This is a genomic window from Arcobacter ellisii (genome assembly GCF_003544915.1).
GTDB classification, from domain to species: Bacteria; Campylobacterota; Campylobacteria; order Campylobacterales; family Arcobacteraceae; genus Aliarcobacter; species Aliarcobacter ellisii.
In genome coordinates this window covers 1,255,318-1,269,744 of sequence record NZ_CP032097.1, presented here as the reverse complement: position 1 = coordinate 1,269,744, position 14,427 = coordinate 1,255,318, and the positions used below count along the sequence as shown (strand labels likewise).

The following is a 14,427-nucleotide window of genomic DNA, read 5'->3' as shown; positions in this document are numbered from 1 at the left end:
TTTATGATATGATAATGGTAGATATATGGATAAAAAGGAGTGATTATGAAAATATTATTTATTCTATTTATGCTTATTGCTTCTTTATATTCTAATGAAAAGAAAAACTTAACTTTACAATTAAGTTGGTTAAATCAATTTCAATTTGCAGGTTATTATATTGCAAAAGAAAAGGGTTTTTATAAAGATGTTGGATTAAATGTTACTTTAAATGAGCTAAACAATAAAATCGAATTGGTCGATATGATAAAAGAAGAAAAAGCTGATTTTGCCATTGGGCGTTCATCTTTATTATTAGATAAAATAAATGGTTATGATATTGTAGCTTTAGGAGCAATTTTTCAACACTCTCCTTTGATGTTACTTACAACAAATGAAGAGATAAAAACTATATCTGATTTTAAAAATAAAAAAATCATGATTACTCCTGATGCTAAATTTACAGCTTCGATAATGGCAATGTTAAACTCAAATGGTATTTACAAAGAACATGTAAATATGATTACTCACTCTTTTAATATTAATGATTTAATAAATAAAAAAACTGATTTAATGGCTTCTTATATCTCAAATGAACCTATATTACTTCAAGAAAAAGGGATAAAATATAAAATTTTTCATCCAAAAGATTATGGATTTGATTTTTATAGTGATATTTTATTTACTTCATCAAAATTTATAAAAAATAACCCAACAACTACAAAAAACTTTTATGAAGCAAGTTTAAAAGGTTGGGAATATGCTTTAAAAAATAAAGCAGAAACAGCAGAAATAATATACAAAAAATATAATTCTCAAAATAAATCTTTGATAAATCTTATTAAAGAAGGTGAAATTTTAGAAAAATTAATCATAAATGAAAACGATAATAAGATAGGTTGTTTAGATAGAACTAAACTAGAAAAAACTTTAGATGTATTTAGAATTTTAGGTTTAACAAAAGAGAAATTAGATTTAGATTCTTTTATTTATGAAGATAATCATCATAAAAAAATCGTTTATGAATTAGATTATCAACAAAGAAATCTACTAATTATGTTAATTATTTTTATGACTATTATCTTTATTTTGATTATTTATTTTTTAAAAAGAATTCATGATAAAAAAAATTTACTTAATGCTGTTATAAATACAAGTGATGATTTAATTTATTATAAAAATCAAAATTTAAAATATATAGGTTGTAATGATGCATTTAAAAAACTTGCTAATAAAACTGAAAATGAAATTATAGGAAAAGATGATTTTGAGATTTTTGATAAAAAATATGCACAAATATTTAGAGAAAATGATTTAAAAGTTCTAAAATCAAAAGAGTTAATAATCCAAGAAGAGTGGTTTGAGATTGATAATAAAATGTTACTTTTTCAATCTAAAAAAAGACCTTTGAAATGTATGGGTGCACAAATAGGAATTTTAGGAGTTAGTAGAGATATCACAAGTTTATATGAAACTCAAAAAAAACTTGAAGAACAAGCAACAATGGATGAACTTACAAAAGTTTATAATAGAAAATCTTTTAATCAAAGATTAAAAGAAAAAGTTGAATTGTTCAAAAGATATGAAAGTTATTTTTGTATTGCTTTATTTGATATTGATGATTTTAAATTAGTAAATGATAATTATGGACATGATATTGGAGATAAAGTTTTAATAGAAGTTTGCGAAATAGCTAAACAACATATAAGAAATACTGATTTACTTTTTAGAGTTGGTGGAGAAGAGTTTATTATTTTATATCCAAAAACTTTAATAGATGAAGCCTATTTATCTATTGATAAAATTAGAAATTTAATAAAATGTACAACCATAATAGAAAATCATCCTATTACAGTTAGTGTAGGTTTAACTCAAATACATAAAAATGATGATGAAGAATCTATATTTAAAAGAATTGATGATTTAATGTATCAATCTAAAAGAACAGGAAAAGATAAGATTACCGTTGATTAACCAAAACAAGATAAAATAATCTTCATCTAATTTATAGAATATTTTAAGTATCATAATATATTAAAATTATAGAAAAAAGATAAAAGGATTATTAATTTTGAAAAGAAAAAATCATATTAAAAAAATATCTGATTATGCGATAGTTGGTGGGCTTGGTGCAATTTTAGTTATTGGTTTAACAGGTTGTGAAGACAAGGGAAGTAATAACCAAAATCAAAACCAAGGTCAAAATAATACATTTACAGATGCAAGTCAAAAACAAGGTGCATTTGTAGTTATTGAAGAATCAGCAGATGGTAAATATGCAATTGCAGATGAATTTCCAGCTTCTAAAACAACTATTGTTCTTAGAAAACCTGATGGAAGTGAAAGAATTTTAACTCAAGAAGAGATTGATAAACTTGTAAAAGAAGAAGAAGCAAAAATTGATGCTGGAACTTCAGCTTTAACAAATCCAAATGCACAATTAAGTGATGGTGGAATGGGACTTGGTGGAGTTTTATTATCTTCAATTGCAGGAGCAATGATAGGTTCTTGGCTTGGAAATAAACTATTTAATAATCAAAATTATCAAAACCAAAGAGCAGCTCAATATAAATCTCCTCAAACATATAGTAAATCTCAAAGTTCATTTACAAAAAGTCCAACAACTAGTTCAACTTCAACAAGTGGGGATAAAAAAAGTGGATTTTTTGGTGGGAATAATACAAATTCAACATCTTCAACTTCTACTAAATCTTCTTCATTCTCATCTCCAACAAGTACAGGAGGTTGATTTTGAAATTAGAAAAATTAACTCCACTTACTGATGAATATTTAGAATCAATAGGTTTTGTTTGGCATACAGATAGCGATAATTCATCTTATGTAAGTGATGAAATAGTTGTTATAAGTGAAGAGGAAGCAAATGCCTATTATGAAGCTACAAATGAACTTTATGATATGTTTGCCGAAGCTGGTCAATATGTAATTGATAATGATTTATTCCATGAATTAAATATCCCTTTTAATTTAGTTGAAGTAATAAAAGAGTCGTGGGAAAATGAAGTACATTGGCATTTATATTCAAGATTTGATTTAGCTGGTGGAATTGATGGACAACCAATAAAACTAATCGAATTTAATGCAGATACTCCAACTTCTCTTTTTGAGACAGCTATTATTCAATGGGCAATGTTAAAGAAAAATGGTTTAGATGAAGCTAGCCAATTTAATAGTTTATATGAATCATTAAAAGATAATTTTAAAAGAATTATTACTTTAGATACAGATATTGAAAAATTTGAAGAGTATTATTCAACTCTTGGATGGAAAATTTTATTTTCTTCAATTTCAACTTCAGCTGAAGATATAAATACTACAAAACTTTTACAACATATTGCTAGTGAAGCTGGCTTTAATACTGATTTTGAATTTATTGAAAATGTTCAATTCAATGATGAAGGAATTTATAAAAATGATGAAGCTTTTGAGTTTTGGTTCAAACTAATTCCTTGGGAAAATATAGGTATTGAAGAGAGTGAATTAGCTTTACTTTTAACTCAAATTATAAAAGATAAAAAAGCAATTATTTTTAATCCAGCTTATACATTAATGTTTCAATCAAAAGGATTTATGAAGATTTTATGGGATTTATATCCAAATCATCCGCTTTTACTTGAAACTTCTTTTGAACCTCTTGTTGGGAAAAAACAAGTAGAAAAAAGATGTTTTGGAAGAGAAGGAGCTAATACTAAAATCATAAATATTGATGGAAGTATTGAGTTAGAAACAAGTGGTGAATATGAAGGTCATAAGGCTATTTATCAAGAGTTTGTAGAGTTTCCAAAAGATGAAAAAGGAAATTTATATCAAGCTGGTGTATTTTATGCTTATGAAGCTTGTGGTTTAGGATTTAGACGAGGTGGAAAAATCTTAAATAATATGTCTAAATTTGTTGGACACATTATAAAATAATAAAAAGATTGGGGAAAAAATAAAAAACCCCCAATCTTTTTTAGTCATCATGTTTTGCAAATTTTTTATATAAAAAGTCTAAAATAGCCTCTCTACATCTAATATATTCAGGGTCACTTTGAAGTGCTACTCTATCTCTTGGTCTTGGAAGATTTACTTCTAAAATCTCTCCAATTGTTGCTTCTGGTCCATTTGTCATCATAATAACTCTATCACTTAATAAAACTGCTTCATCAATATCATGAGTAATAATAATTACTGTATTTTGTACACTTTGTTGAATTCTCATTAGGTGTTCTTGTAAATTTGCTCTTGTTAAAGAATCAAGTGCACCAAATGGTTCATCCATTAGTAATACTTCTGGTTTTATTGAAAGTGCCCTTGCAATTCCAACTCTTTGTTTCATTCCACCACTTATTTCACCAGGGAATTTATCTTTAGCATGGTCAAGATTTACCATAGAAACAAAGTGTAAAACTCTCTCTTTTAACTCAGGAGATGTTAAATTTGGCATAACTTTTTTTACTGCCATTTCAATATTTTGATAAACTGAAAGCCAAGGTAAAAGAGAATGATTTTGAAATACAACAGCCCTTTCAGGTCCAGGTCCAGTTATCTCTTTATTATTTAAAATAATATTTCCTTTTGTTTGGGCATCAAGTCCAGCAATCATATTTAAAAGTGTTGATTTACCACAACCACTATGCCCAATAATAGAAATAATCTCATTTTTTCTAATATTTAGATTTACATCAACTACTGCTTTATACTCTTTTCCAGCTGGAAGAGCAAATGTTTTATCTATATTACTTAGTTGTAAAAATTTGTCATTATTCATATTTTAACCTTTTACATTTTTTTTCTATAATCAAAATAATCAGCAATTTTTCCCATCAATAAATCAAGAATAAATCCAATTACACCAACAACTATAATTCCAATAATAATATTGTGATAAGCAAGATTGTTATACTCATCCCAAATCCAAAACCCAATACCAATACCACCTGTTAGCATCTCAGCTGCAACAATTACAAGCCAAGCAATACCTAAACTTAATCTCATTCCTGTAAAAATATATGGAACTGCAACTGGTAAAATAATTTGAAAAACTTTTTCTAAAGGTGAAAATCTTAAAACTTTTGCAACATTTAAGTAATCTTCACTAACACTTTTTACACCTAAAGAGGTATTAATTATAATTGGCCAAATTGAAGTAATAAAAATCGTTGACATAGCAGTATTATCAATATCTTTAAATGCAAACAATAATAATGGCAACCAAGCAAGAGGAGATACTGGTTTAAAAATTTGAATAAATGGGTCAAGTGCATATTGAATATTTTTACTCATACCAACCATCAAACCAACTGGAACTCCAACTAATACAGCAAGTGCAAATCCACCAAATACTCTTTTTAGAGATTCTAAAACTTGCCAAAATAGTCCTTTTACATCTTGATTTTCAACATAAAAAGGGTCACTTAAAACTCCTTTTAATATTTCACCATCACTTGTTGTTCCCCCAAATGCATACACATAAGTATCACTTGGTGTTGGAAAACCTGGAATCATAGAAGCCACAACAGACCAAACTTGTATAATAATAACAAGCACAATAAGAGGTAAAATTACCTTTTTTAACGTTTCTTTGTTCATTTTTTTCCTTTTTATAAATTTGCCTTTTTTGGTATGCAATTTTTTATATACCAAAAAAGGCAAAGCTCAATTTGAGCTTTTTCCTTTTTTGTTTATTTTTTTGTTACAAATTTTTCATCTGCACAACCTGCTGGTCCATAAGGACAAACATAAGAAGGCTGTTTTGTTTCAACTTTCCAGTTATTAACTTTCATTAACTCCTCTTTTGAAACTTTAGGAGCTGTAACTTCAAAACTATAAATATAATCAACAGCTTTATTTGGGTCCCAAACTTTTCCATCTAAAAATTTGTTATATTCATCAACTCCATCTTTTTTCCATGCACTTGGTGGTAACTCATAACCTACTTCTTTTGCAACTGTTTCAAATAAATCTGGTCTATAAACTTTTTCAATTGTAGCTTTCATATCAACTGGTTTTTCCAATTGTCCCCATCTATACATTTGAGTTATAAACCACATTCCATGAGAATAAAAAGGATAAGCTGCGTAATAGTTCGCAAAAGTGTTAAACATTGGATTTTTTGAGTCTGTTCCTGGATTATAAAGGAATGTTCCACTCATTGATTTTCTTAATACATCAACTGGAGCTTTTACATAATTATCTTGTGCTAAAAATTTAATAGCCTCTTCTCTATTTTCCCAAGATTCATCTAACCACATTTGAGCTTTTAGGATTGCTCTCATTACAGCTTTTGTAGTTTCAGGGTTTTTATCGATAAAATCAGCACGTGCTTGTAATACTTTTTCAGGATTATTATTCCAAATATCATAATTTGTTACAAGTGCACTTCCTGCATTTTTTTCAACAATTCTTGTATTCCAAGGCTCACCAACACAATATCCATCTATGTTTCCTGCTATTAAGTTTTGTGGCATCGTTGGAGGTGGAAAAGGTTTGATTGTAGTATCTTCATCAGGTTTTATACCACTTGCAGCCATCCAATATCTTAACTCATAATTATGAGTTGAAACTGGATGAACCATTCCAAAATTTAAAGGTTGATATTTATTTCCTTCGATTTTGTGTTTTTCATCAATATATTTTTTTAAACTTTCAGCAGTAACTGGTCTTTCTTCTTTTTTAAGACCATATTTTTCCATCTCACCAATGATTTTATTTCCAAAAGTAATTGCATTTCCATTATAATCAAGTGATAATAAAGCTTGTAAATTTGCTTCACCATTAATTCCTAATGTTGCAGCAATTGGCATACCTGCTAACGCATGTGAAAAATCATACTCTCCTGAAATTACTTTTTGTTGAATTCCAGGCCATCCACCACCCTCTTTTGCAACATCAACATCTAAACCCTCTTCTTTAAAAAAACCTTTTTCTTTTGCTATTACTATTGGAGCACAATCAGTTAATGCAATGAAACCTATTTTTAATTTTGTTTTTTCTGGAGCAGCTAATAATGAACTTGCAACAACAGACAATCCTAGACCTAAAGTTAAAAATTTACCCAACATTTTTTCTCCTATTTTTGTGATTAGAAAATACTAACATTTAATTTTTATGATTTATATAGTTTTATTGTTTATTTAATATACATTTAATACTTAATAATTCATTAATATAATTTTACTAATCTTTAAAATACAAACTAATATAAGTTATAAATTATTTATAAACTTAATTTTTCATTAATTTTAATATATTAAAAAATATTTTGATTAATTTATATACAATAAATTTGTTTTTTTATTCTTCTAATCTTTTATAATTAGTTTAATTAAAAATAGGAGACAAAAAATGTCATTAAAAGAATTAAAAGGACAAGGTCACTGGCCCACGGTTTTAGCTGCTTTTCTTTATTTTGATTTTAGTTTTATGGTTTGGACTATGTTAGGTCCACTAGCTACTGAAATTAGTGAATCATTAAAGATAACTCAAAATTTTGTGATGAGTGCAGACCAAAAAGCAACTCTACTTGCAATCCCTGTTTTAGCAGGTGCTATATTAAGAGTGCTTCTTGGATTTTTAGTTGATAAAATTGGTGCTAAAAAAACAGCTTTAATCTCTCAATTTATAGTTGTTTGTGGATTGTTTTATGCTTATTTTAAAGGTGAACATATAACTTATAATGAGTTATTAATGGTTGCATTTGTTTTAGGTTTTGCAGGTGGCTCATTTGCAGTGGCACTTCCTCAAGCTGGACAATGGTATCCTCCAAAACTTCAAGGGGTTGTTTTAGGACTTGCGGGAGCTGGAAATATTGGGGTTGTAATTGACTTTATTTTTGCTCCTAAAATTGCTGAAATTTGGGGATGGCAATCTGTATTTTTAGTAGGTGCTGTTTTATCTACTTTTATTTTTATTGTATATATGTTTATGGCAAAAGATGCACCCTCTAATGTTTATAAAGCAAATCCAAAAAAATTAAAAGATTATGGAAAACTATTAAAAGATAAAGATACTTGGTGGTTTTGTATGTTTTATGCTGTTAGTTTTGGTGGATTTGTTGGTTTTGCAAACTATATGAAAGTATATTTATTAAATGTTTATAAACCAGAAATGAGTGCTTTTGGATTAGATTTTATTGCTGAAGGAAATGTTTTAGTTGTTGCTGGTTATTTTGGTGCTTTATGTATTTTTGCAGGTGCAATTTTAAGACCAGTTGGGGGAGCGATTGCTGATAAATTAGGTGGAATAAAATCTTTATATTTCTTTTATGGAATAGTTGCTTTACTTGCAATAATAAATGCAACATTTAACTTACCTTTTGGTATTGCCATTGTAGTGTTATTTTTAATTATGGCAAATCTTGGTATGGCAAATGGAGCTGTATTTCAATTGGTTCCTCAAAGATTTGGTAAAGATATTGGTATAATGACAGGGATTGTTGGATGTGCTGGAGGTCTTGGAGGAACAGCATTAATTAAAACTTTAGGATGGTCACAAAGTACATTTGAAGGTTATACAGCTGGATTTTTTATTTTTGCAACTATGGTTTTTGTTGCTATTTTGGGAATTTCTTTAGTAAAAACAAGATGGAGAACAACTTGGGGAGCAACTTCTGGGGGAAGAATATAAAAGGTTATTTTAATGAGTAAAGAAAATATTAAAACTTCAGGTTTTTCATTAGCAAAGGAAAAAGAGTTAACGGGTGATGATTTCTATGAAATTAAACAATTTGAAGATTTCACTATTGCTGTACTTTGTGATGGTGTTGGAAGTGCAATTGAAGGTGCAAATGCAGCTAAAAAAGTAACCCATCATCTAATCAATAACTTTAAAAATCTACCAAATGCTTGGAGTTTTGAAAAAGCTATAAAAGAGTTTATAACTTCAATAAACTCTATTCTTTACTCAAAATCAATTCAAGAGTATGAAAGAGCAGAATATGTAACAACCCTTACAGTTGTTGTTATAAAAGGCAACAGACTTTATGGGGCAAATGTTGGAGATAGTAGAATTTATCTTTTAAGAGAAGATAAACTATTTCAACTCTCAATTGACCATAATGAAGAGGGAATGGATAATGTTTTATCAAATGCAATTGGAATTGATAAAAATGTAGATATTTACTATTTTGAAAATTCTATTCAAAAAGATGACAAAATTTTAATGTGTAGTGATGGTTTATATAACCTAATGAGTAGCGATACTTTAAAAAAACATCTAATTAACGGCGCTTATCATTTAGTAAAAAAGGCTAGTTCTTTAGTTGAAGATAATCTTCCTGATGATACAACAGCGATTGTTTTAGAAGTTTTAGAAAATGATTATAAAGAGATATTAAAAAATTTAGATTTAAAAATTCCAGAAAAATTAAACAAAGGTGATGTTATTGATGGTTATGAATTAATTCAATCGTTAATTAGAAATGACAGAACTTGGATTTGCAAAAAAAACAATCAAGAGTATGTAATCAAATTCGCCCCTCTTGAAGCAATAGACAATGAAACCATCTTAGATTTGTATGTAAAAGAGGCTTGGAATGCAAAAAGATTAAAAGCTGGTTTTTTCCCAAAATCATTTATTCCAAAACACAGAAGTGCAAGATATTATCTTATGACAAAACTAGATGGAATAAATCTAAAACAGTATCTAAAAAAAAGACAACTAACAATCGATGATGCAATAAATCTTACAAAAACTCTTCTAATGATGGAAGAGTATTTACTAAAATACAATTTAGTTCACGGGGATATAAAACCTGAAAATATTATTGTTATTCAAAGGGATAATAAAAGGATTTTTAAAATCATCGATTTTGGTTCAATTACAGAGATTTTTTCAATAAATAATAAAGCTGGAACACCTTCATATCTTGCACCTGAAAGATTTAAAGAGAGTTGTATAAATGAAAAAACAGAAATTTTTTCTATTGGAGTTACTATTTATCAAGCTTTAACTGGAACTTATCCTTATGGCGAAATAGAACCTTTTCAAAATCCAACTTTTTCAAAAGCAAAAAATCCAAAATCATTAAACTCTAAAATACCTGATTGGTTTAATAGTGTTATTTTAAGAGCAATAAGTGTTGATGAAGAGAGAAGATATAAAAGTTATTCTCATTTAAAATATGAACTTGAAAATCCTACTAAAGTAAAACCATTTTTTGAAAAAAATGCACCTCTCTTAGAAAAATCACCTGAAAAATTTTATAAAATCGGATTTTATTTACTTTTGATTCTAAATTTTATTTTATTTTTAAAAATATCATCAAATTAGATTCATATTTTTTGGTTTACCAAAATAATAACCTTGAGAATAATCAACTCCTAATTCATCAAGGATATTAAAAATCTCTTCATTTTCCACAAATTCAGCAATTGTAATAATATTTTGTTTTTTTGTAAAGGTTACAATTGTTTCAACTATATTTCTACTATAAATATCATTTACAATATTTTTTATCAATTTTCCATCAATTTTTAAAATATCTGGATTAAATTCTAAAAGTCTCTCAAAATTTGAATATCCTGATCCAAAATCATCAATTGCAATCATTACACCCATACTTTTAACTTTTCTAATAAAGTTTTTAATAATTTTAAAATCTTTAACATTTTCATCTTCGAGTAATTCAAAAATAACTCTATTTCTATCACTTTCATATTCATCTAATAATTGATAAAGTTTAGTTCTTGTTTCCTCTTTTTCTATATCTAAAGAAGAGAGATTTATAGAGATTTTTGTTGAAATTTGTTTTAAAATTTTAAAAGAGTTTTCTAAAACTCTATGGGTAATTTTATTGTAATAATTACCTTTTTTTGATATTTCTAAAAAGCTATGTGGAGATAAAATATTCCCATTTTCATCAACTATTCTAACCAAAGATTCATACTTTTCTATTTGTTTAGTTTTATTATTTATAATAGGTTGGAAATATGAAATTACATTATAATTTTCAAGGGCAATTTTTACCATTTTGATTATTTCCATATTTTTTTTAGCTTCAATTTGCTCTTTTATAGAAAAATCATTTGAATATTTAACAATTTCACTCTTTTTAATAGCTTCATCTAAACCACATTTTGAGTCTTCATATAAATGTTCTCTTCCAAAAGAGTAACTAACTATTACATTTAAGTCATACTCAATTTCATCAACAATCAGTCGTGACTCTTTTACATTCTTTACAAAACTACTCAAATAATCATTTATATTTGTATGAGTTGATAGAAAATCAAAAAATTCAGTCAATAAGGCAAATTGACCATTTCCTAAATAATAAATCGTATCAAAAATATAAGAGTTTGGTAAATATGTTAATAGATTAAAACCAAATATTTTTTCAATTTTATCAACAATCAACATATTATAAAACTTATCAAGAATATCAAAATCCTCTATTTGTATAAGAATTAAAAGATGTAAACCATTTTCATTTATTTTTTCAATTAACTGTTTTTTATCACTCATTACAGTATTTACATTACTTCTTACACTTATATATTCAACAATTTCTCCGTTTAAATCAAATACTGGTTTTATTGTTGTTTTAATAAAATAAGGCTTCCCACTTTTAGAAAGATTTTTTAATACTCCAGTCCAAGGCTCTTTTTTAACCTTAATTGTTTGCCATAAATCTTTGAATAACTCTTTTGGATTTTCAGGATGACGTACAATATTATGACTTTTTCCTATTAATTCTTCACTTGAATATTCAGATGATTTACAAAAATTTTCATTTGCAAATGTGATAATTCCATGTTTATCAGTTTTTGAAACAATTGTATTTTCATCAACAATTGCATCATATTGTTTTTTTAAAAAGAATGTATCTACTTTAGTTTTTTCAGTTTCTATAAACTTATTTAAAATAGCCAAAAATTGATTTTCATCCAATGGTTTAGAAAGATATCCATTTACTCCACAAGAAATTGCTTTTATAAAAGTCTCTTTTTCATCATTGTGTGAATAAATTATTGAAATAATTTTTGGATTAATTTGCCTAATTGTACTTATAAGTGTAAAAACATCAAGATTTGGAATTTCGGTATCAGTAATTAATATAGATATTTCATTTTCATTAAATTTTTTAAATATATCAACTTCATTATCTAAATAAATTATTTCTTTAAATATACTTTTAAAATAATTAATTGAATTATCATTTTTATCTGTTGATAAATATAATAGAGTTAAAGTTTTACTAAATCTAAATATTCTATCTTTTGCCTGAATATCCATATTATTCCTTAAATAAAAAACATAAATTTATAACACAAAAAAATAAAAATTCAACTTATATTAAATAAAAAATAATTTTTATTATTTGATTCTTTTATTATGGATGTATATTTTATAAACATATTTTTCTTAATTTTACATTAATATTATGTATAATAAAAACTATAAAATGTATAAATCGAAAAAATAAGGATTATTTACAATGATAAAGTCAGTTTGTGGATATTGTGGTGTTGGTTGTGGACTTGAATTTGAAGAAAATAAACTTGTTGGAGATGTGGTTTATCCAACAAATGAAGGAAAACTTTGCTCAAAAGGTGTTTCAGAACTTATTAGTATTCAAACACCAACAAGACTTCTAAGACCAGTTTTTAGAGAAAATCTAAATGAAGAGTTTAAAACAGTCTCTTGGGAAAGTGCTATAAATCAAATTGCAACTAAAATTGCTATTTCAAACAAAGACAAAGTTGGATTTTATCTTTCAGGTCAACTTTTAACTGAAGATTATTACATTGCAAATAAACTTATGAAAGGTTTTATAGGTTCAAATAACGTCGATACAAACAGTAGAACTTGTATGGCAAGTGCAGTTGTTGCATATAAAAAAGCTTTAGGAATAGATTATGTGCCAGTTAGAATGAATGATGTACATAAGGCAAATCTTTTAATTTTAGTTGGAGCAAATACAGCTGAAGCTCATGTTGTTTTTCACAATAGAATAAAAAGTGCAAAAAAAGATGGATTAAAAATCATTGTAATAGACCCACGATTTACTGACACTGCAAAATATGCTGATTTATATTTACCAATTAAACCTGGAAGTGATATTGATTTTTTTAATCTTATCTCAAAAAGAATTATTGATGAAGATTTAATAGATAAAGAGTTTGTTGAAAATCATATAAATAACTTCACCCTACTTCAAAATAAATTTAAAAGAGTTCCTTCAACAAAACTTTTAAAAAGAACTGGTCTTACAAAAGAGCAATTTGAAGAGTTTTGGCAAATGTATAAATCAAATGAAAATATAATAACTGCTTGGACAATGGGGATAAATCAATCGGTTCAAGGAGTTGATAAAAACTTATCAATCATAAATACACATCTTTTAACGGGGAAAATATTTAAAGAGGGAAATGGTCCTTTTTCATTAACTGGGCAACCAAATGCGATGGGAGGAAGAGAAGTTGGTGGACTTTCAACAATGCTTGCAGTTCATTTGGGATTTGATAGTGAATCAATTAAAAAAGTAAATCAATTTTGGGGAACAAAAAAAGTTTCAAATAAAGTTGGATTAACTGCAACTCAAATGCTTGAAGCAAACCTTGATGTGTTAGTTATTTGCCATACAGACCCAATTTATCATCTTCCAAATAGAAATAAAATGGAAGAGTTAATCAAAAAAATTCCACTTGTTGTTGAAATAAATGCCTATGAAAACTCTGAAACTGCAAAATTTGCACATATTAGACTTCCTGCTGCTCCGTGGGGAGAAAAAGAAGGAACACAAACAAATCTTGATAGAACAATTACAAAACAAGAAAAACTAACTCGTGTTTCAATAGATTGTAAACCTGATTGGGAAATTTTCCAACTTATTGCTCAAAAGTTAGGATATTTAAAAGAGTTTTGTTTTAGTTCACCAAAAGAGATATTTGAAGAGTATCAAGAGATGACAAAATTAAATCCTCATCTAAATATTTATGAAACTTCTTATGAAGAGTTAAAAGAGAAACCTTTTGTTTGGGGAGAAAAAATTAGAGAAAATAGAGAGTTTTTTACTCCTGATAAAAAAGGAAATCTATTTTTTGTGGAAAACAGAGTTTTAAGTGAAAAAACCTCTTTAGAGTTTCCTTTTATTTTATTAACAGGACGTACACGTGACCAATGGCATAGTGGTACAAAAACAAATCTTCCAAGAACTCTTTTAAAACATAAACCTCTAAACTTTTGTGAAATAAATAGTAAAAATGCAAAAGATTTAGGAATAAAAGATGGGGATAATATAAGAATCATTTCAAAACGTGGACAAATTGAATCTGTTGCACTTATAACTGATGATATAAAACTTGATACTATTTTTATACCTGTTAGTAATAGAAAAATAAACTATCTTACAAATGATTTATATGACAAAGACTCTTTACAACCTGACTATAATCATAGTGCTGTTAAAATAATCAAGCTATAAGCTTAACTTTACATTAATTATTT

10 protein-coding genes are annotated in these 14,427 nt (G+C 26.9%); 6 read left to right on the top strand and 4 right to left on the bottom strand.

What is annotated here, in order from left to right:
- The first annotated feature begins 45 nt into the window (after positions 1 to 45).
- From AELL_RS06510 to AELL_RS06500, 3 genes are all read left to right on the top strand, one after another.
- Complete coding sequence (locus AELL_RS06510) at positions 46 to 1,953, top strand: GGDEF domain-containing protein (protein WP_118917166.1); 1,908 nt, start codon at positions 46 to 48, stop codon at positions 1,951 to 1,953.
- Positions 1,954 to 2,050: 97 nt separating this feature from the next.
- Positions 2,051 to 2,728, top strand: a complete 678-nt coding sequence (locus tag AELL_RS06505; RefSeq protein ID WP_118917165.1) for a UPF0323 family lipoprotein — start codon at positions 2,051 to 2,053, stop codon at positions 2,726 to 2,728.
- A 2-nt stretch (positions 2,729 to 2,730) separates the two neighbouring features.
- Positions 2,731 to 3,909: a glutathionylspermidine synthase family protein gene (locus AELL_RS06500; protein ID WP_118917164.1), complete on the top strand. Its 1,179-nt coding sequence runs from the start codon at positions 2,731 to 2,733 to the stop codon at positions 3,907 to 3,909.
- Between the two features lie 40 nt (positions 3,910 to 3,949).
- Here AELL_RS06500 and AELL_RS06495 read toward each other — a convergent pair whose 3' ends face one another.
- From AELL_RS06495 to AELL_RS06485, 3 genes are all read right to left on the bottom strand, one after another.
- On the bottom strand, positions 3,950 to 4,747 hold the full coding sequence (locus AELL_RS06495; RefSeq protein ID WP_118917163.1) for an ABC transporter ATP-binding protein: 798 nt from the start codon (positions 4,745 to 4,747) through the stop codon (positions 3,950 to 3,952).
- 11 nt (positions 4,748 to 4,758) lie between these two features.
- Positions 4,759 to 5,568 carry a nitrate ABC transporter permease gene (ntrB, locus tag AELL_RS06490; RefSeq protein WP_118917162.1) on the bottom strand — a complete coding sequence of 270 codons (810 nt, stop codon included), beginning with the start codon at positions 5,566 to 5,568 and terminating at the stop codon, positions 4,759 to 4,761.
- Between the two features lie 92 nt (positions 5,569 to 5,660).
- Entirely contained in the window at positions 5,661 to 7,040 is a 1,380-nt protein-coding gene (locus AELL_RS06485; protein WP_118917161.1) for a CmpA/NrtA family ABC transporter substrate-binding protein, read from the bottom strand.
- A gap of 283 nt (positions 7,041 to 7,323) precedes the next feature.
- Here AELL_RS06485 and AELL_RS06480 point away from each other — a divergent pair, with 283 nt between their 5' ends.
- The gene (locus tag AELL_RS06480; RefSeq protein WP_118917160.1) at positions 7,324 to 8,604 is read left to right on the top strand and encodes an MFS transporter; all 1,281 of its coding nucleotides are present in this window, start codon (positions 7,324 to 7,326) and stop codon (positions 8,602 to 8,604) included.
- A gap of 12 nt (positions 8,605 to 8,616) precedes the next feature.
- Positions 8,617 to 10,248, top strand: coding sequence for a bifunctional protein-serine/threonine kinase/phosphatase (locus tag AELL_RS06475; RefSeq protein WP_118917159.1), 1,632 nt, complete (start codon positions 8,617 to 8,619; stop codon positions 10,246 to 10,248).
- On the opposite strand, the gene AELL_RS06470 is transcribed toward AELL_RS06475, so the two are convergent.
- Positions 10,240 to 12,213 (bottom strand): EAL domain-containing protein, encoded by a 1,974-nt coding sequence (locus tag AELL_RS06470; protein WP_118917158.1) that lies wholly within the window; start codon positions 12,211 to 12,213, stop codon positions 10,240 to 10,242. The two genes, AELL_RS06475 and AELL_RS06470, sit on opposite strands and share 9 nt — an antisense overlap.
- A 202-nt stretch (positions 12,214 to 12,415) precedes the next feature.
- Here AELL_RS06470 and AELL_RS06465 point away from each other — a divergent pair, with 202 nt between their 5' ends.
- A complete protein-coding gene (locus tag AELL_RS06465; RefSeq protein ID WP_118917157.1) occupies positions 12,416 to 14,404 on the top strand; it encodes a molybdopterin oxidoreductase family protein in 1,989 nt (662 codons plus the stop codon).
- The last annotated feature ends 23 nt before the right edge of the window (positions 14,405 to 14,427 follow it).

Excerpts from the sequence above, each read along its gene's own strand:
- AELL_RS06480 (WP_118917160.1), top strand. The coding sequence starts at position 7,324 with ATGTCATTAAAAGAATTAAAAGGACAAGGTCACTGGCCCACGGTTTTA.
- AELL_RS06495 (WP_118917163.1), bottom strand. The coding sequence starts at position 4,747 with ATGAATAATGACAAATTTTTACAACTAAGTAATATAGATAAAACATTT.
- AELL_RS06485 (WP_118917161.1), bottom strand. The coding sequence starts at position 7,040 with ATGTTGGGTAAATTTTTAACTTTAGGTCTAGGATTGTCTGTTGTTGCA.
- ntrB (WP_118917162.1), bottom strand. The coding sequence starts at position 5,568 with ATGAACAAAGAAACGTTAAAAAAGGTAATTTTACCTCTTATTGTGCTT.
- AELL_RS06470 (WP_118917158.1), bottom strand. The coding sequence starts at position 12,213 with ATGGATATTCAGGCAAAAGATAGAATATTTAGATTTAGTAAAACTTTA.
- AELL_RS06465 (WP_118917157.1), top strand. The coding sequence starts at position 12,416 with ATGATAAAGTCAGTTTGTGGATATTGTGGTGTTGGTTGTGGACTTGAA.
- AELL_RS06510 (WP_118917166.1), top strand. The coding sequence starts at position 46 with ATGAAAATATTATTTATTCTATTTATGCTTATTGCTTCTTTATATTCT.
- AELL_RS06475 (WP_118917159.1), top strand. The coding sequence starts at position 8,617 with ATGAGTAAAGAAAATATTAAAACTTCAGGTTTTTCATTAGCAAAGGAA.